Annotated in this window: 14 protein-coding genes; 2 read left to right on the forward strand and 12 right to left on the reverse strand. The window is 52.0% G+C overall.

Going from position 1 to position 18710, the window contains the following annotated elements; all coding sequences use genetic code 11:
- Positions 1-47: 47 nt before the first annotated feature.
- Together EOS98_RS00745 and EOS98_RS00750 are read right to left on the reverse strand one after the other, a co-directional pair.
- Entirely contained in the window at positions 48-1358 is a 1311-nt protein-coding gene (locus EOS98_RS00745) for an MFS transporter (RefSeq protein WP_001092104.1), read from the reverse strand.
- A gap of 73 nt (positions 1359-1431) precedes the next feature.
- Positions 1432-2628 carry an L-talarate/galactarate dehydratase gene (locus EOS98_RS00750; protein ID WP_001218249.1) on the reverse strand — a complete coding sequence of 399 codons (1197 nt, stop codon included), beginning with the start codon at positions 2626-2628 and terminating at the stop codon, positions 1432-1434.
- A gap of 318 nt (positions 2629-2946) precedes the next feature.
- On the opposite strand from EOS98_RS00750, the gene EOS98_RS00755 reads away from it, so the two are divergent.
- Positions 2947-3951, forward strand: coding sequence for a LacI family DNA-binding transcriptional regulator (locus EOS98_RS00755; RefSeq protein WP_001537635.1), 1005 nt, complete (start codon positions 2947-2949; stop codon positions 3949-3951).
- 67 nt (positions 3952-4018) lie between these two features.
- Here EOS98_RS00755 and trmL read toward each other — a convergent pair whose 3' ends face one another.
- From trmL to EOS98_RS00790, 7 genes are all read right to left on the reverse strand, one after another.
- A complete protein-coding gene (gene trmL / locus EOS98_RS00760) occupies positions 4019-4492 on the reverse strand; it encodes a tRNA (uridine(34)/cytosine(34)/5-carboxymethylaminomethyluridine(34)-2'-O)-methyltransferase TrmL (RefSeq protein ID WP_000932335.1) in 474 nt (157 codons plus the stop codon).
- A 64-nt stretch (positions 4493-4556) separates the two neighbouring features.
- Positions 4557-5747, reverse strand: a complete 1191-nt coding sequence (lldD, locus tag EOS98_RS00765; RefSeq protein ID WP_000586988.1) for a quinone-dependent L-lactate dehydrogenase — start codon at positions 5745-5747, stop codon at positions 4557-4559.
- Positions 5744-6520, reverse strand: a complete 777-nt coding sequence (gene lldR / locus EOS98_RS00770; protein WP_076727395.1) for a transcriptional regulator LldR — start codon at positions 6518-6520, stop codon at positions 5744-5746. The genes lldD and lldR overlap by 4 nt, the downstream gene beginning before the upstream one ends.
- Entirely contained in the window at positions 6517-8172 is a 1656-nt protein-coding gene (lldP, locus tag EOS98_RS00775; RefSeq protein ID WP_001055304.1) for an L-lactate permease, read from the reverse strand. The genes lldR and lldP overlap by 4 nt, the downstream gene beginning before the upstream one ends.
- A gap of 298 nt (positions 8173-8470) precedes the next feature.
- Positions 8471-12352 carry a YadA-like family protein gene (locus EOS98_RS00780; protein WP_126523749.1) on the reverse strand — a complete coding sequence of 1294 codons (3882 nt, stop codon included), beginning with the start codon at positions 12350-12352 and terminating at the stop codon, positions 8471-8473.
- A gap of 43 nt (positions 12353-12395) precedes the next feature.
- Positions 12396-13079 (reverse strand): DUF3251 domain-containing protein, encoded by a 684-nt coding sequence (locus EOS98_RS00785; RefSeq protein ID WP_064012710.1) that lies wholly within the window; start codon positions 13077-13079, stop codon positions 12396-12398.
- A 487-nt stretch (positions 13080-13566) separates the two neighbouring features.
- Entirely contained in the window at positions 13567-13929 is a 363-nt protein-coding gene (locus EOS98_RS00790) for a YibL family ribosome-associated protein (RefSeq protein ID WP_000665687.1), read from the reverse strand.
- Between the two features lie 290 nt (positions 13930-14219).
- Between EOS98_RS00790 and EOS98_RS00795 the strand changes: the two genes are divergently transcribed.
- The gene (locus EOS98_RS00795; protein WP_001062558.1) at positions 14220-14429 is read left to right on the forward strand and encodes a hypothetical protein; all 210 of its coding nucleotides are present in this window, start codon (positions 14220-14222) and stop codon (positions 14427-14429) included.
- Positions 14430-14438: 9 nt separating this feature from the next.
- Here EOS98_RS00795 and mtlR read toward each other — a convergent pair whose 3' ends face one another.
- The 3 genes from mtlR to mtlA all read right to left on the reverse strand — a co-directional run bounded on the left by mtlR (position 14439) and on the right by mtlA (position 18321).
- On the reverse strand, positions 14439-15029 hold the full coding sequence (gene mtlR / locus EOS98_RS00800; RefSeq protein ID WP_000193201.1) for a mannitol operon repressor MtlR: 591 nt from the start codon (positions 15027-15029) through the stop codon (positions 14439-14441).
- A complete protein-coding gene (mtlD, locus tag EOS98_RS00805; protein WP_000645395.1) occupies positions 15026-16174 on the reverse strand; it encodes a mannitol-1-phosphate 5-dehydrogenase in 1149 nt (382 codons plus the stop codon). Before mtlD ends, mtlR begins: the two co-directional genes overlap by 4 nt.
- A gap of 230 nt (positions 16175-16404) precedes the next feature.
- On the reverse strand, positions 16405-18321 hold the full coding sequence (gene mtlA, locus EOS98_RS00810) for a PTS mannitol transporter subunit IICBA (RefSeq protein ID WP_000093287.1): 1917 nt from the start codon (positions 18319-18321) through the stop codon (positions 16405-16407).
- Between the last annotated feature and the right edge of the window lie 389 nt (positions 18322-18710).

Below are 18710 nucleotides of genomic sequence, written 5' to 3' on the forward strand. Positions count from 1 at the left end.
GAGTGCAATCCCGGAACAGCGGAGCGAAGAATTCGCAATGTGGACAATCAGGCTGCGGATGATGTCAGCGTGATGCGATCCAGCGGGCCGACGATAAACAGATATGAAATGAGACCAATAAGTCCCATCGAGCCAACGTATAAAATGGCAAAGTCGAACGACTGAGTATTGGCAAGAATCACGCCGATGACCAGCGGCGTAACGATGCTTGCCATATTGCCGCACATGTTAAATACGCCGCCGGCAATACCCAGAACTTCCTTCGGCGAGGTGTCGCTGAGTACGCACCAGCCCAGGTTACCAAACCCTTTGGCAAAAAAGGCCAGACTCATCGCCGCAATGACCACAAATTCTGAAGAGGTGTAGTTGGCGATCACTATTACGCAAGAGAGCAACATACCGCAGATAACAGGCAGCTTCCGCGCGACGGTAAGGCTATAGCCGCGTTTGAGCAGCCAGTCGGAGAACACGCCGCCGAGCAGGCCGCCAATAAAACCGGCAATGGCTGGAATACTGGCCACAAAACCGACTTTCAGAATCGACATGCCTTTCGCCTGGTACAGATAGGTCGGGAACCAGGTCAGGAAGAACCAGGTGATAGAGGTGACGCAGAATTGCCCGATGTAAACACCGATCATCATCCGGTTAACACAGACGGTTTTAATCTGCGCGAACGTTATTTTCTGCGGCTCCTTTTTACAGCCCAGAGAGGGCTCGCCACCACCGCTACGAATATAGTCAATTTCCGCTTGATTAACTTTTGGATGGTGCATCGGATCTTTGACTTTCATTAACCAGAATATACCGAGCATCACGCCAATAGCGCCAATATAATAGAAGACAAAATGCCAGCTTAAATTATGCAGAATGATCGTCATTAGCGGGGTGATAATGCCCAGCGAGATATATTGCGCAGCCTGATAAACTGAAGTAACGAAACCTCGTTCATTATTGGGAAACCATTGTACGCTTAAACGACTGTTCGCCGGAAAGGCAGGCGCTTCAATCGCGCCCATCAGCAGACGTAGAATAACCAGTACAATTAATGGGCTGCCATACAGATAGATCGTTCCCTGAAACATGGTTACTAACGACCAGCCAATCAATGCGCAACCGTAAACCAGTCGTGAACCGTAGCGGTCTAATAGCCAACCACCGGGTAGTTGCATAATGACATAGGCGATACCAAATGAGGAGAAGGCCAGGCCCATCGCTTCCGGATCAAAACCTAATTCTTTACTCATTATTGGGGCAACTACGGATAGAGTTGCGCGATCCGCATAATTAAATACGGTAGCAAGAAATAAAAATATAAGAATGGTATGACGCACTTTTGTGCGCTTTATTATTGTGTTCATTATCTACTCCTCAGATAAGGGCAGAATGCATCCTGTAAGGTAAGAGAGGCGGGACGGATTCCCGCCAGTCGGGTTAAGGGCGTTTGCCAAATTCACATGTTAATTGTGTCCAGCGGCGCGCTTGTTCACTGAGCGTGAAACCCAGACCATGACGATCGGAAATCCACATGCGGCCATCGCGCAGCTCAAGTTGCTCGTTGAATAATGGGTTCAGCCACTCGAAATGTTCCAGCCACGGCTCCAGGGGATACGCTGCGGAAAGGTGCAGGTGTACTTCCATCGCAAAGTGCGGCGCCAGCTTACGCCCGTGTTTCGCAGCCAGATCCATAATCTTCAGGAAAGGAGAGATACCGCCGACACGCGGCGCATCTGGCTGAACGAAATCGCTGGCATTGCCCAGAATCAACTGCTCGTGTTCCCGGAAACTGGTCAGCATTTCCCCGGTGGCGATAGGCGTATCCAGCGCGGCAGCAAGCTGGGCGTGGCCTTCGATGTCGTAAGCATCTAGTGGTTCTTCAATCCAGATAAGATTGAACTGTTCCATTTTACGCCCCATGCGGATAGCCGTTTCGCGATCCCACTGCTGGTTAGCGTCAACCATTAACGGGAACTCATCCCCAAGCGCTTCACGTACTGCGGTTAAGCGGCGAATATCCTCAGCGCAGTTGGGTTGTCCGACTTTCAACTTAATACCGCCAATGCCATTTTCGCGGGAAATCACCACATTTTTCAGCACTTGATCGAGCGGTGTATGCAAGAACCCCCCTGAGGTGTTGTAACACTGAACGGAGTCGCGGTGCGCGCCCAACAGTTTTGCCAGGGGCAGACCGGCACGTTTAGCCTTCATATCCCATAAGGCGATATCGATAGGGGAGATAGCCTGTACCGCCATCCCGCTACGCCCCACTGAGGCTCCGGCCCACAGCAGCTTAGTGTATATTTTGTCGATATCATTGGGATCTTCGCCCAGTAGATTATCGGCTATCTCTTTGGCGTGAGCATAAATACCCTGGCCGCCAGCACGTTTGGAGTAGCTAAAACCAACGCCTTCAAAGCCATCGCGACTGCGGATTTCGGCAATGATGATTGCCACTTCGGTCAAAGGTTTCTGGCGACCGGTCAGTACCTTCGCGTCACTCACTGGCGTCGCCAGCGGTAGAAAAGCCAGTGATAGCTTCACCCATTCGATACGATCGCCGGTTTCTGCCGCGGTTCTGGTATTCGCCGCTTTTGCATACGTTACGGCGTCGGAATTCGCGCTTAAAGCCATTTTTTTTCTCCTGATAATCACAAAATGATTGCGCTAACATTTTTATTATTAAGCGAGCGCAGGATCCAGAAAGTTGATGTTGATTTGAACATTTGATCACATATGTCGTATAAAAAGCAGGATTTATTGCAAAATGGATCACGATCCAAAAATATCTGGGGAAATGCATAATACAAAATGATGGCGCTATCATTTTGTAATGACTGAGCTTGATAACCTACTGTATTTACGGCCTTTCCTGATGCGAAGCTGGCAATAGCCGCAGGCATGATGAATAATGCGCGGATAAATCAGCCAATCTTTGCAGGGGCATCAGACGTGAAGAGAACCAAATCACCTCGTGCGCCGACGCTGGAAGATGTAGCACGTAGCGCCGGGCTGTCTCCGATGACAGTCAGCCGGGCATTGAATTCGCCACAACTGGTTCGCCCCAAAACGGTTGAGAAAGTCATGCAGGCGGTTCGCGTCACAGGCTACATACCCAACGCGTTAGCCGGTGGTCTGGCGTCGCGACGGAGTAAATTAATCGCTGTCGTCGTGCCGCAAATTAACAACAACATGTTTGTCGATACCATCCAGTCGCTGAGCGATGAACTGGCCCGACGCGGATATCACATATTGCTGTGCGTGGCGGGATATACCGAACAAACGGAAGCGGAATTGGTGGCGACACTGCTTTCCCGCCGCCCCGATGGCGTGGTGCTTACCGGGATCCATCACACGATAGAACTGAAAAAGGTCATCCTGAACGCGGCTATTCCGGTGGTGGAAATTTGGGACTTAACGCCCACGCCGCTTGATATGCTGGTCGGTTTTTCCCATGAAAAAGTCGGGCAGGCGACGGGGGAGTATCTTCTGAGTAAGGGCTATCGTCGTCCCGGCTTGTTGTGGACCGCCGATCGCCGAGCCGCGCAACGTAAGCAGGGGTTATGTAGTGTTCTTCAACGCCACGCTATTCATGCCGTACCGCAGGTAGATGTCCCCCTTCCGGCATCGCTTTCGCTGGGGCGCAGCGGTTTAAGCCAGCTTTTTGACGAAGGGACGTTTGATGTCATTGTTTGCAGTTCTGATACCCTGGCACAGGGGGCGATGATGGAGGCGGAAAGCCGTGGTTTGCGCATTCCGCATGATTTAGCGGTTATTGGTTTTGGCGACCTTGATTTTGCCGCCAGCAATCGACCATCAATTACTACCGTAAGCGTTGACAGACGCGCCATTGGCCAGCGCGCCGCTACGCTGTTGGCCGATCGTATTGAACAGAAACCGTGCGCAGAAGCTATTGTGGATATTGGCTTTCATTTGATTGAGCGAGAGTCCGCATAAACGGGAACATGCCATCGGGATCGGCCAGGCCGGATCAGGCGTTAGCCGCCATCCGGCATTGAATATATTACGACCGCAATACCGCGCCGGGATATCCTAACTGGCGCCACGCTTCATACACCACCACCGACACCGCATTCGACAGGTTCATGCTACGGCTATCCGGCATCATCGGAATGCGAATCTTCTGCTCTTTAGGCAACGCATCGAGAATGCTGGCGGGCAGGCCGCGCGTTTCCGGGCCAAACATCAAATAATCGCCATCCTGATAGCTTACGGCGCTATGGGCGGGCGTGCCCTTTGTCGTCAACGCAAACAGGCGCTGCGGGTTTTCGGCGGCGACAAAGGCGGCATAATCGTGATGGCGCTGAACCGCGGCGAATTCGTGATAGTCCAGCCCTGCGCGGCGTAAGCGCTTATCATCCCAGGTAAACCCCATCGGTTCGATGATGTGCAGACGAAAGCCGGTATTGGCGCAAAGACGAATGATGTTGCCGGTATTCGGCGGGATTTCTGGTTCGAAGAGTACGATGTTAAGCATGATGCCCCCTTAAATGCGGGGGGCAGAATAGCAGAAATTTACCGGGCTCTCACGCGCCAGGCGTTCAGGCGGCATCGCCTTTGCTCATTGGCGCCAGCGCGGCGGGCAAACTTTTCCCCAGTTCCTGCACCAGTGAATCGCCACTGATTTCGCTAATGGATTTCGCGCCGGTCAGGGTCATGGCGACTTTCATCTCTTTCTCGATCAGGTCCAGCAGATTGGCGACACCCGCTTTTCCTGCCGTCGCCAGCGCGTAGAGATAGGCCCGACCCAGCAGTACGGTATCGGCCCCCAACGCAATCATACGCACGACATCCAGCCCGTTACGAATCCCGCTATCCGCCAGAATGGCGATATCGCCTTTCACCGCATCGGCAATGGCGGGCAGGGCGCGGGCGGAAGAGAGCACGCCATCGAGCTGGCGGCCGCCGTGATTCGACACCACGATACCGTCAGCGCCGAAACGTACCGCATCGCGGGCATCTTCTGGATCGAGGATCCCTTTGATCACCATTGGGCCGTCCCAGAATTCGCGTATCCACTCCAGATCTTTCCAGGAGATGGACGGATCGAAGTTATTTGCCAGCCAGCCGATATAGTCCTCAAGGCCGGTCGGTTTACCCAGATAGGCGGAAATATTGCCTAAATCATGCGGGCGACCGTTCAGGCCGACATCCCACGCCCATTTAGGGTGCATCACCGCCTGCCAGTAACGGCGCATGGCCGCGTTTGGGCCGCTCATCCCGGAGTGGGCGTCACGGTAGCGCGCGCCCGGCGTCGGCATATCCACGGTAAAGACCAGCGTGGAGCAGCCCGCCGCTTTTGCACGTTCAAGCGCGTTGCGCATAAAGCCCCGGTCACGCAGCACATAAAGCTGGAACCACATCGGGCGCTTAATGGTTGGTGCAACTTCTTCTATCGGACAGACGGAGACGGTGGAAAGGGTGAACGGAATGCCCTTTGCGTCTGCGGCGGCGGCGGCCTGTACTTCGCCGCGACGGGCGTACATGCCGCACAGACCTACCGGCGCTAATGCCACTGGCATCGACAACGTTTCGTTAAACAGGGTCGTTTCCAGGCTTAAATCGGACATATTTTTCAGCACGCGCTGGCGCAGAGCGACTTGCGACAGGTCTTCCACATTTCGGCGCAGGGTATATTCCGCATACGCGCCGCCGTCGATGTAGTGGAAGAGGAAAGGAGGCAACGTGCGCTGAGCTGCGGCGCGATAATCGCTGGCTGCTGAAATAATCATGATTTATTCTCCCTGGTCATCTCATTATGGTCGCCGGGCAGGCGGGTAATACGCGCCTGGCGGGCCTGGTCTTCATCAAATCGTTTAATCGTAGTGTGGACAAAACTGAGGTGCGCCATCATCGCTTTACGCGCGCCCTCGGCGTTACCGTCCAGAATGGCGTCCATCACCGCCTGGTGTTGTTCCGTCAGCTTTGAGAATACGGGCGGAACGAGATACATACGCTGGCGACTCTGTTTGACGGAGGATTGCAGGACGTCGAAGAACCCGCGCATGGTTTGCAACAGCACCACATTGTGCGAGGCTTCCGCGATCGCCAGATGAAAGCGCACGTCGGCCTGGGAGGCGAGATCCGGGTCTTCGCTGAGCGTCGCATCAAAGCAGAGTCTGATCTTCTCTTTGTCGGCGCTGGTGGCCCGCATGGCGGCGTGCCAGGCCGTACTGGCTTCAATGGCGTGGCGGGCTTCCAGAATATCGAAGCTGTAATCAGGATCGTCCGCCAGCAGGGTTTTCAGCGGCTGAACGATGTTTTGTTCAGACCAGGCTTCATGCTGCCAGCGAACAAACGTCCCGCCGCCGCGACGGCTCACCAGCACGCCTTCGCTGACCAGCTTCGCCAGCGCTTCGCGTAAAGAGTTGCGTGATACGCCAAGCTGTTGAGCCAACTGGCGCTCGGCGGGCAATTTCATGCCCGCTTCCAGGTTTTGTTCTTCAATCAGCGCCCGCACGCGAGAGGCAATCTCGTCTGACAGGCGTTTTGGCATCACAATCACGGAATCATCCAGGTTAAAACATAGGCCTGAAGCGTAGTGATCACGCCCACCATACAGGTGAAGATCAGGCTGTGTTTGACAGTAAAACGGAACAGATCGGACTCTTTCCCTACCAGCCCCACCGCCGCGCAGGCGATGGCGATAGACTGCGGCGAGATCATCTTCCCGGTTACGCCTCCAGTGGTGTTCGCCGCCACCATCAGTACATCAGAGACGCCGATTTGCTGCGCCGCGGTAGCCTGTAGAGAGGCAAACAGCGCGTTAGATGAGGTATCCGAGCCGGTCAGGAATACCCCCAGCCAGCCGAGGAACGGCGAGAAGAACGTGAAGGCGCTGCCGGTGTGCGCCAGCGCTAACGCCAGCGTGGAAGAAAGCCCGGAATAGTTCGAGATAAACGCGAACGCCAGCACCATGCCGATGGAGTAAATCGGCAACGCCAGCTCTTTCAGCGTGCTGCCAAAGGTCTGGATTGCGGCTGAGGGTTTCATTTTCAGCCAGACGATAGACAACAGCGCGGCAAACAGGATCGCCGTGCCGGTGGCGGAGAACCAGTCAAATTTATACACCGCCGCGTAAGCGGTCGCTTCGTGTACAACCGGCGGCATACGGGCGACCAGTTTATCGAGATACGGTACCGGAACGTTAATTACCCAGTCATACAGCGCGCCGCCGGGGGCAAACAGCGCTTTGAACGGCGGTATGCTCCAGAGAGTGACCGTGGCGGTCAGGAACAGGAACGGCGACCAGGCGCGAACAATTTGTCCTGTCGTATAGCGGGTACGGGCCAGCGTCTGATCGACCTGTGACGCGCCCATATCGCCGAAGCGGAAGATGCGCACCGGCTGCCAACGTTTGAGGAACAGCGTCAGGCACACCAGAGACACCAGCGAAGAGATAATGTCCGGCAGTTCCGGCCCGATAAAGTTGGAGCTGAGATACTGGGCGATAGCAAACGAGCCGCCAGCGACCATCACCGCAGGCCAGGTTTCTTTCACGCCGCGCCAGCCGTCCATAATCGCCATAATCCAGAACAGCACGATAATGGTCAGGAACGGTAGCTGACGACCGACCATCTGACCGATTTCAAAGCTGTCCAGGCCCGTGACCTGTCCGGCAACCAGAATCGGGATCCCCATCGCGCCAAAGGCGACAGGCGCGGTGTTTACAATCAGGCACAGCCCTGCCGCATACAGCGGATTAAAGCCCAGACCCACCAGCAGCGCGGCGGTTATCGCCACCGGCGCGCCGAAACCCGCCGCGCCTTCAAGGAACGCGCCGAAGCAGAAGCCGACAATCAGCATTTGCAGACGTTGATCGGGGGTAATCGACAGAATTGACGAGCGAATAATGTCAAACTGCCCGGTCTTGACCGAAATTTTATAGACGAAGACCGCGGCGATGATTATCCAGGCAATCGGCCATAGCCCGTAAAAGAAACCATACACGACCGATGCCAGCGCGTGATCGACCGGCATTTTATAGAACAGCAGCGCAACGGCGAGCGCGATAACCACCGTCCACGAAGCGGCAACGTAGCCTTTCAGCTTGAGTTTAATCAGGGCGAAAAAGAAGAACAGGATTGGGAGCGATGCGATCAGGCTGGAAAGCCAGATATTACCCGCCGGGTCATAGTTTTGTTGCCAGAGGTTCATTGCAGGTCTCCTGAGAACCACACGCATAATGGGATGAATCTTTGCTCATCTCGTTGGGGTCACATTATGTGTAAAAGTGGTCCTGCCAATATTGTTGTGTATGGATAATGACAACAAATAGTTAACCAGATGTTATTTATTGGCAACGGTATTGTAGAGTTAATTTAGTGAAATGTGAGTAGGCTGTGGTAACGGGCTAAAATTGGTAGGGCCAATTGAGGGGAGAGGACAGCAAAGGGAAGTGAAAAGGCAATGGCATTATGCCATTGCCTTTGATGTCGGGAGTGTTGTTACTTCATTACCACTGGAAGCCCGCGCCAATGGCCGCAGAGTAATCGCCCTGGCTGTTGCTGGTTCCTTGCAATTTATACACCCAGCCCCCGCTTTCACTTACCATGGAGACACCAATGGCGACGGCACTTTCACCATTAAACGTACCGCCAGCAATCGAGGTCATGTTGGCGCCCGGGGCGTAGGCTTGTGGCAGACCGGCCATCGCCATCGCTGAAGCGATACCGCCGCTCATCTTGTTTTCTACACCTTTGATTTTGCTGTTCATTTCACCCATTTTCTGGTCGGTATAGGTGTTTGCTTCTTCGACGCTGCGTTTCAATTGCGCATAGTTAACCGCATCCGTATCATTCACCGCCGCTGAAACATTGCCGATCCGAGTGGTGCCGCCACTCCCGTCTCCCAGGTTGAGCACGCTATAGTTAACCGAGCCATCTGCATTGGTTTCATAACGCACGGAGCCTGCTTCTGAGGCTTTCAGTTGCGCCACATTAACCGCGTCAGTGTTGTTCACCCCTGCGGCAACGTTGGTAATACGGCGTTGTTGAGTAGAAGAGCCGACAGACACAGTATTAGCTTCATCTGCGACGGAATTTGTGCCTAACGCCACGCTGTTTTCAGCGGCAGCAATAGAGCCAGAGCCAATCGCGACGCTGTCCGCACCCTGGGCATTTGCATCTACGCCATCGGTGTTGGTCTTGAAGTACTTGGTGCTACCGGTAGTGACGATATCGCCAATACCGTTTTCAATATTGGTGACGCGAGTATCAAGACTACTCACCTGCGTGTTCAGGTTATTGATGCTTTCGGTATTCGCGGCAACACGGCTGTCGGTGACTTTCAATTGACCAACGTTAACGGCATCGGTATCTGCCGAACCCGCCGCGACGTTAGTGATCTGACGTTGACCGTCTTCACTGCCGACAGAGAACTCACCGACAGAGTTCTGCGGTGTGTCCATGTTGTAGGCGGTGTAGTCAGTCTGTGCGCCGCGAGTGGTCTGAGAACCATTACCCATTGCAATACTGTTTGCATGGTAGGCGCGTGCGTTAGAACCGATAGCAATACCGTTGATGGCATCAGCCATCACCAGTGTATTCAGACCAATACCAATACCTGCATCAGCATTGACGATGGTCTTCGCACCCATTGCCAGTGAGTCAGTTCCGACAGCCAGTGAATCTTCTTCCGTTGAGTTTGCGTGGTAGTACTTGGTCGGTGTAGTAGTGACCGCACCAATGGCATTTTGTAACTGACGAACTGTTACCGCATCTTGCGCTTCAGAGCCGTCCGCAACGTTGGTAATTTGACGATAGCTTTCTCCATCCGTCCCCAATGACAACGCGCCCAGCAACTTTCTGTCTGTTGTATTGTAGCCAATGACGACGCCATCGCTTGTTACGCTCGTTTCTCGTATACCGGTTGTAATAGCGCGGTTAGAGGTGGAGCCACTGCCCAAAGCGATACTGCCATCAATGCTACTGCTGCTGTTTTGGCCAAGAGCCAGACTGCCAGCGCCAGAGGCGACGGCGTCGTAACCTACTGCCGTTGCGCCGTTACCCGTTGCGTATGCATCCTGGCCTTCAAGCCCGTTATCATTCGTACGGATGTATTTCACGCCGGTACCATTTTCCGTGATATAGGTTTCGCTGGTATCGCCGGCTAGTTGGCTAATAGATTCATTATACTGAGAAATCAGCATGTTAGTTTCATAAAGCTGAGAGCCATTAACGGCGTCAGTACTGTCACTGGCGATTTCACCTGCTGCTACATTGGTTATCTTATTGGTGCCGCTGGTACCGTGGCTGGCGCTGAACGCACCCTCTTCGTCATCCCAGCTCAGTGCATCGGTACCAAGATTGGTGATGGACGTATTGATATCCGCGATAGCAGAGGTGTTTTGATCCACCTTCTGGTTGGTTTCATACAACTGTGAGCCGTTTACCGCGTCTGTACTGTCCTCAGAAAGCGCCCCGGCGGCGACATTGGTTATTTTACTGGTGCTTCCACCGTGGTTTGCGCTGAAAGCGCCGATGTCTTCGTCCCATAACAGAGCGTTATCAGTGAGGCCGGTAATGGACGTATTAATGTCGGAGACAGAAGTATTCAGGTTCTCAATCGCGCTGCTGTTCTGAGTGATGTTAGTGGTATTGGCGGCGATATCGGTCGTGTTCTGATCCACTTTTTCATTGGTTTCGAACAGCTGCGATCCGTTAACGGCGTCGGTACTTTCTTCAGACAGCTCCCCGGCAGCAACGTTGGTGATTTTGTTTGTCGTACTACTTCCGTGGCTGGCGGAGAACGAACTCGTTGTCTCATTCCAGCTCAGGTTGTCAGAGCTAAGATTGGTGATGGACGTATTAATATCTGCGATAGCAGAGGTGTTTTGATCCACCCTCTGGTTGGTTTCATACAACTGGGAGCCGTTTACCGCGTCTGTACTGTCCTCAGAAAGGTCCCCGGCGGCGACATTGATGATTTTACTGGCGCTTCCGTTGCGGTTAGCGTTGAATGCGCCAGAGACTGCATCCCACAACAGGGCATCGTCAGTGAGCGTGGTGACGGAATTGTTCAGGTTGTTGATGCTGGTGGTGTTGGTGGCGATATCAGTGGTGTTCTGATTGATGCTGGTTGTATTGGCAGCGATATCAGTGGTGTTCTGATTGATGCTGGTCGTATTGGCGGCGATATCGGTTGTGTTCTGGTTAATGCTGTCGGTATTAGCGGTAATATCGGCAGTGTTTTGGTTGATGCTGTCGGTATTGGTGGCGATATCAGCAGTGTTCTGATCTACTTTTTCATTCGTATCAAACAACTGAGAGCCGTTAACGGCGTCGGTGCTGTCCGCAGCCAGGGTACCCGCCGTCAGATTGGTGATTTTGCTGGCGTTTCCCGTGTGGCTAGCGCTAAAGGCGCTGGTGCTGTCATCCCACAGCAGCGCGTCTTCGGCTAATCCTGCGACAGAGGCCTCTGTGTTAGTGATAGAAGTGTTAAGTGCGCTTAATGCACTGCCTACGTTATTGTAGATGCCTGTGCCTACCTCGTAGAGGGGCGCATTCACTGTACCATCACTATTAACGGAAGCCCCTCCGCCGAGTCGGTCGGCGACGGATTGACTTAAAGAATAAATTTGCGCACCTGTAACGGCATCGGTACTGGTGGAATTGATGTCGCCTTTAGCAACGTAGGTGATCTGCCGCTGAGTGGTGCTGTTACCCACGGCGACGGAATTGTCTTCCTGGGCGATAGAGCCCGAGCCAAGGGCAACTGAGTTGGTGCCTATCGCTTTTGCGCCATTACCAAATGCAGCGCTGTCGTCGCCGCTCGCAGTGGCTTGATAACCTAATGCAGAGGAAGTTGCTCCGCTCGCGACAGATTTATAACCTAACGCAACTGATTTTGCGCCGCTCGAATTGGCATACACGCCCATTGCCATTGAATAACTTCCACTGGCTGAGGATGAGGCGCCCATTGCAATGGCCCGGTCACCAGCAGAAACCGATTTTACGCCAAGCGCTAACGAAGAGTCGCCGGTGGACTGGCTGTATGAACCAATGGCGGTACTCCATTTCCCCATCGCGGAGGCTTTATAGCCCATAGCGGCGCTTGCGCCATCAACGTTAGTGTAAGTATTGGCTGTGGCATCGGTACCAATTGCAATCCACCCTTTTCCTCCAGTCTGGGTACCCGTTGGAGTAACGCCGTCGCCAGTATCGTTCCCAGCATTGGCCAGTGCGTCCGCAGAAACCATAATGCTGCTAAGACTGATGAGTGCGGAAACCGCCAGCTTTCTGCGGCCGCTTTTTTTGCCGCGGCTTTTTGCGGTTTCGCTGGTGACAACAAATGTTCCCGTAGCGGCATTCCAGAGGACTCTAAATATTCTGTTCATGAATAAGTGCTTTCCTTTTCTAAAATAATTGTATCAATGGCTATTATTTTTTTGGCTTCTTTTTCGTATCATTAATAGGCTGTATGCTGTCGAATATGACATTCTCCATGTTAATACCTATTTTTAGATACTTAAGATTATTGGGCGATACGCCTTTTAATGTTAGCGTGACGTTTGTCCATGCTCCCGGTAAGAGTTCGATTGTCGAATCCATTTTTGTGTTGAGCAGGAGTTGTTTCCAGCGAGGCAGATCTTTTGCCTCGGAAGGTTTTTTCGTACCCCATGTCATATTAAACGCAAGGTTTGATACGGGAATGCTGAGTAAGTTAACTAAATCAAGATGAATAACACTTCCATTATCTATTGGCTCAATAGATAGAATACGCCCGGCTAATCCGATATTGCCGTTGTTAATAATAAAATAGTGCGTTTGTGATGGGTCCAGTTCTGTATAGTCGAATAGCCGTTGTTTGCGTTCAACGCGGCCAACGACTTCGGCGACCTTTTGAGTTGTGTTGATAACCGTAGCTTGTTGTTTTTCTAGCAAATTCATCTTTGCTTCTTGTTCTTTTTGTTGTTTTTCTAACAGGTTTATCTTTGTTTCTTGTTCTTTTTGTTGTTTTTTCAGCTCTTCAACAAGGTGTTTATCTGCAAAGTAGTCACAACCAGATAAAAAGAATGTGAATCCCAAAGCAAGCAGGGGGATAAATTTTCCATTTTTGTGCATATAAAATATCCTTGTTAATAATTTATATAATATAAATAGTTAACCTGTTATTTATACAGCTAACTTATCATTTTGCGAGCATTGCCAATAGCCATTAATATATGGTTATAATTAAAACATTCATTGTTTCTATAGAAATGCGCAAATACCCGACGTTGTTTATCAATTACTCATAGCAATGCTTTATAAAAATATAATTATAATGTTTATGTATGGGGATTTTTTTCAGGGATGATAATGTTATTTAATTTTGCGGGTCAATCATATTCTGCGGGATATAAGAAAAGAGGATGAAAAAAATTCATTGTATAAATACAAACAGGCATGATAGTGGAATTTTTCATCCTGAAAAAGCAGGGACTACCGTTAAAAATGAACTTGTATATAAGCGGTGTAAATACTTCCAGGAAAAATTCGGAATATAGCCCGATGCTCTCAAGACACCCTCCGTACAACGGGTGTCCTGAGAGCCTGTGATGCGGAAGGTTTAGAACTCGCTCTTCGCGAAGCCTGTCATCTCTTTGAGCCCCATTTCCCGGCCCAGCGCCGTCATCGGGTGGACCACGATCAGGCCGCGTACGCTTTTTTTGAGTTTGCCCATATCGGCCTGCTCTTTTTTAGTGATCGCGCGGCGAAACGGCAGGTTCATCAGCTTCTGCGCTTCTTTACTCAGTTTTTGGCTGTGTACTTCGCGCAGACGGATAATTTCTGCTTCCAGCGTCTCTTTTTCTTTTTCCAGCTCCGCGTATTTATCGGCGGATTCAACCAGAGAGAGACCTGCCTGCTGGTGGCGAATAGCGTCAAGACGATCGCTCAGGCGTTTAATTTCGTTTTTTTCGACTTCTTTCATGGGATAGCTTCTGATAGAAATGGGATAGATACCTTATAGTATGCGCGCAGTGAGTGATTCTTCACAACTCATGACGTAAAGATAATCAATTATGGCAAGTATTACACTGCTCACTATTTAATTATCTCGTTGAGAATAAAATCCTTTTTGTCGAAAGAAAAGATGAAGCGCCCTTTTGTAGGCAAGAAAAGCGATTAAGCACATTTTCCTCAATGACAACGCTAAATTGATCCTAAACTCAAATAAGCGACCGCGGGAGTCAGACGCGGGTCCCACATGGAGGATCTATCATGGCAAAAATAGGTGAGAACGTACCACTTCTTATTGATAAAGCCGTCGATTTTATGGCGTCCAGCCAGGCGTTCCGTGAATACCTGAATAAAACGCCGCCGCGTGATTATGTTCCTTCCGAAGTGCCGTCGGAGAGCGCGCCCATTTATTTGCAGCGTCTGGAATATTACCGACGGCTGTACCGACCAAAAGAAGAAGAAAGAGGTTAACGGCGGGATTTACTTTTGAAAGGCCTTTTTTAAGCTGATTTTAGAAATCAGCTCGGTCAGAGAGAGGACCATCGTCGAACGCACCGCCTGCTGGTAGCGCTGAATTTGCATGGCGTATAGCGCCGCGTCGGACGTATCAAAATGCGGCGGCGGCGGTAGCGCCATGACGCAGTGCAGTTCGCCAAACGGCCCGAGGATTTCATCGTCGGTAAAGGCGTACTCATTGCCGTCGTGATTCAGCTCTTCGCGCAGCGCCATTAACAGCTCCGCATCTTCATATTCGGTGCGGCTGAGTACGCCCAGACCATAGATAAGTTTCAGACGTACCGAAAGATCGCCCAGCGGCCCGTCGCCGTCCAGCAACGGTTCCACAGCGTATTTCACCGCATAGTCGTCTTTGCGAAACACCTGGAGCACCAGAATATTCACCGCCTCGGTCAATAACTCGACGGCGGTAATCAGGAAGCTCCGTACGGTTTTGCCAGCATTCAGACGCTCAAGCACACGATTTTCAAAGGCCTGGGTTTGTTCCATTATTGCCTGCATATCTGACAATCTGTTATTTGGGCGCAGGCTAACCTGCGCCGGATTCTGCGTCATTTGGTCGCGTTATATGCGTTAACCGCCTCCGCCACCACATCGCTATTGGCATCCAGCCCGGAAATTTGCGCCAGCGCGGCCTGCGGGCCTTTTTCGGTAATCAGAGCCGCCAACTCCTGCGCCTGCGGATCTTCATCACTACGGAAATGCATCGCCGCCGCGATCCCTTTGACCAGATTTACATGCGGCAGACCATATTCCAGGGTGCCAAGCAGCGGTTTGATCAGACGGTCGCCCGCGCTGAGTTTGCGTAGCGGCTGACGACCTACGCGTTCGACGTCATCTTTCAGATACGGGTTTTCAAAACGACCGAGGATTTTCTGAATGTATGCCGCATGTTTGTCGGCATCAAAACCGTAGCGTTTGATCAGCACCGCGCCGCTTTCTTCCATCGCGCCTTTCACCACCGCGCGAATACTCTCATCGAGAATAGCGTCGCGAATGGTCTGATGACCGGCTAATTTGCCGAGGTACGCGGTTATAGCATGACCTGTGTTCAGCGTGAAGAGTTTACGTTCGACAAATGCCATCAGGTTATCCGTTAACTCCATCCCCGGGATGTTTGGCAGTGTGCCTTTGAACTGAGTTTTATCAACAATCCACTCGCTGAACGTTTCTACCGTCACTTCCAGCGGATCGTTGGTTGCAGAAGCGGAAGGCGGCACAATACGGTCAACGGCGGAATCGACAAAACCGACGTGCTGTTCAACCCAGGCTTTATCGCCATCCGCCAGCGCGTTCATTACGTGGCCTTTCAGCTGCGTGGTGCCGCGCACCATATTTTCACAGGCGATGATATTCAGCGGGGCATCCACGCCCTGCGCCTTACGTTTTACCAGCCCTTTAGCGATGGCCGGAGCGATACGCTCAAGCACAACCGGACCCACGGCAGTAGTGATTAAATCAACGTGGGCAATCAGGTCGACAACATCATCGCCGATGCTGCTGACAGCGTTGACGCCGGAAACGGTATCCACCTGCTCATTTTCACCCACAACATGAACCTGATAGCTATGACGGGCATTCAGGGCATCGAGTACGACCTGGTTTACATCCGCAAACGTCAGTTGTATCCCCGCGTCAGCCAGCAGTTTGCCGATAAAGCCACGACCGATATTACCTGCGCCAAAATGTAATGCTTTCATAGTATTAACCTTCATTAATGTTTTTACCCGAGAGGGCTGGGGTGAGGGACTGCATAGATTTCCCCTCAACCTAACCCTCTCCACAAGGGAGAGGGTATCGCCTTCATATTTCGAACTGCAGATGCGTTGGCTCTCCTCGCTCACCCCAGTCACGTACTTATGTACGCTCCTGGGGATTCACTGCGTTGCCGCCTTCCTGCAGCTCGAACTATTTTGGGGATACTTAACTGTTAAGCTTTTTTACCTGCCAGCAGTTCCAGCACTTCATCCACGCTGGTGGTGTGCGCCAGACGTTCGATCACGGATTCATCATCCAGCGCGTTGGTCAGGCTAGTGATGACCTGGATGTGCTCATTGTTACGTGCGGCGATACCAATGACCAGACGGGCAATATCGTCTTCTTCTTCACCGAAGCGTACGCCTTCCGGATACTGGCAGAACACCACGCCGGTTTTCAGCACGCGATCTTTCGCTTCCACCGTGCCGTGCGGAACTGCGATGGATTCACCGAGGTAAGTCGGCGTCAGCTTTTCGCGGTCCAGCATCGCCTCGACGTATTCCGGCTCAACATAGCCGCCTTTCACCAGTTGTTCACCGGCAAAGCGAATCGCCTCTTCTTTGTTAGCGGCTTTACGGCCCAGGAAGATATTCTCCGCACCCAGTTTGAACAGGTTGTTATCACCCTCCTCAAAGCTGTCTTTCAGATGGTCGCGTACTTTCTCTTCATTAGTATTGTGGCGCTGTGCAGCAACCAGACGTTCGGTCAGGCTGGTGTACAGGCCGCTATCCAGGAAGTTGGTCAGCGAAATATGCTGCGCCTGCGGTACCTGACGCATCGCGCGCTCGGTAAGGTCACGGTGAGTAATGACCAGATCCACATCCGGCGGCAGATTGTTAATGGCGCTGTTGGTGACGGAGATCTGGCTCAGGCCCGCATCCTGTACTTTCTTACGCAGTACCCCTGCGCCCATCGCGCTGGAACCCATACCGGCATCGCAAGCTACGATGATTTTACGCACATGGCTCAGGTCGTTGGTCACGTCGCCAGCCGCCAGCGGAGAGGCGCCTTTAGATTCCGCTTTCATGTCATGCATACGACGGGTGGCCGCTTCAATGTCATCTTCTTCTTTCACTTTGCTGGTTTTCAGCAGAATTGCAGAAACCACGAAGGAGACCGCCATTGCCGCCACGATGGCAGCGATGTTAGCGAAGTAAGCGCCTTTTGGCGTCATCGCCAGTACGGCCAGAATGGAGCCAGGAGAAGCCGGAGAAACCAGACCGCCGTTCAAGATGGTCAGGGTGAATACGCCAGTCATACCGCCAAGGATAACGGCCAGGATCAGACGTGGGTTCATCAGCACGTACGGGAAGTAGATCTCATGGATACCGCCCAGGAAGTGGATAATTGCCGCGCCGCCCGCAGACTGTTTAGCGCTGCCGCGACCGAAGAACATGTACGCCAGCAGAACGCCCATCCCCGGACCCGGGTTAGCTTCAATCAGGAAGAAGATGGATTTACCCATCTCATGGGACTGCTGGATACCCAGCGGTGAGAAGATGCCGTGGTTAATCGCGTTATTGAGGAACAGGATTTTCGCCGGTTCAACAAAAATGGACGCCAGCGGCAGCATATCGTGCGCCACCATGAAGTTAACGCCCGCCGCCAGAATTTTGGACAGGACTTCAACCGCCGGACCAATACCGAGGAACGCCAGGATGGCGAGGATCATACCGATGATGCCAGCGGAGAAGTTGTTCACCAGCATCTCAAAACCGGATTTGATCTTACCGTCTACCCAACTGTCGAATTTCTTAATGCAGTAGCCGCCTAATGGACCGGCGATCATTGAGCCGAGGAACATCGGCATATCCGCGCCGACAATAACGCCCATGGTAGTGATAGCGCCCACCACGCCGCCGCGTTCGCCGCCAACCAGACGACCGCCGGTATAACCGATGAGCAGCGGCAGCAGGTAGGTGATCATCGGACCAACCAGTTTCGCCAGCGTTTCGTTAGGCAACCACCCTGTTGGAATAAATAATGCGGTGATAATACCCCACGCGATAAACGCGCCGATATTAGGCATCACCATATTGCTGAGGAATCGACCAAAGCTTTGCACTTTGATCTTAATATCGGATGACATAAAAACACCCCTTCTTATGTTGCTGTCGCGCAGGCTGAAAGCCCGAGGTTTGTTAATGTAGCGGCAGAGGTAGCCGGACCCTGTAGTGTAGATACTGCGCAATCTGGCACTGAATCGTTCAACTGTCCAGTCGACGGTCTTTTATGTGATATTCGTCACGTAAATATAGGGTGTATGGCGTTAGTTAATGTGATTTTAATCACAAAATAACGGTACAAAAAAACATCACAGTGCAATAATTCGCTGCAAATGAGGATTAAATGTGAACTGATTCACATTTTTGGTTTTGCTGTTTGTTGAATTTTTGTGATGTGGATCGCAAATTATTTTCATCTGGATTTGAGCAGATGTGATCTGCGGCAGGTTCTACCCCCGACATTTTTTATTGC

The sequence above is a fragment of the Salmonella sp. SSDFZ69 genome, from assembly GCF_004010755.1.
Taxonomy (GTDB): Bacteria; Pseudomonadota; Gammaproteobacteria; order Enterobacterales; family Enterobacteriaceae; genus Salmonella; species Salmonella enterica.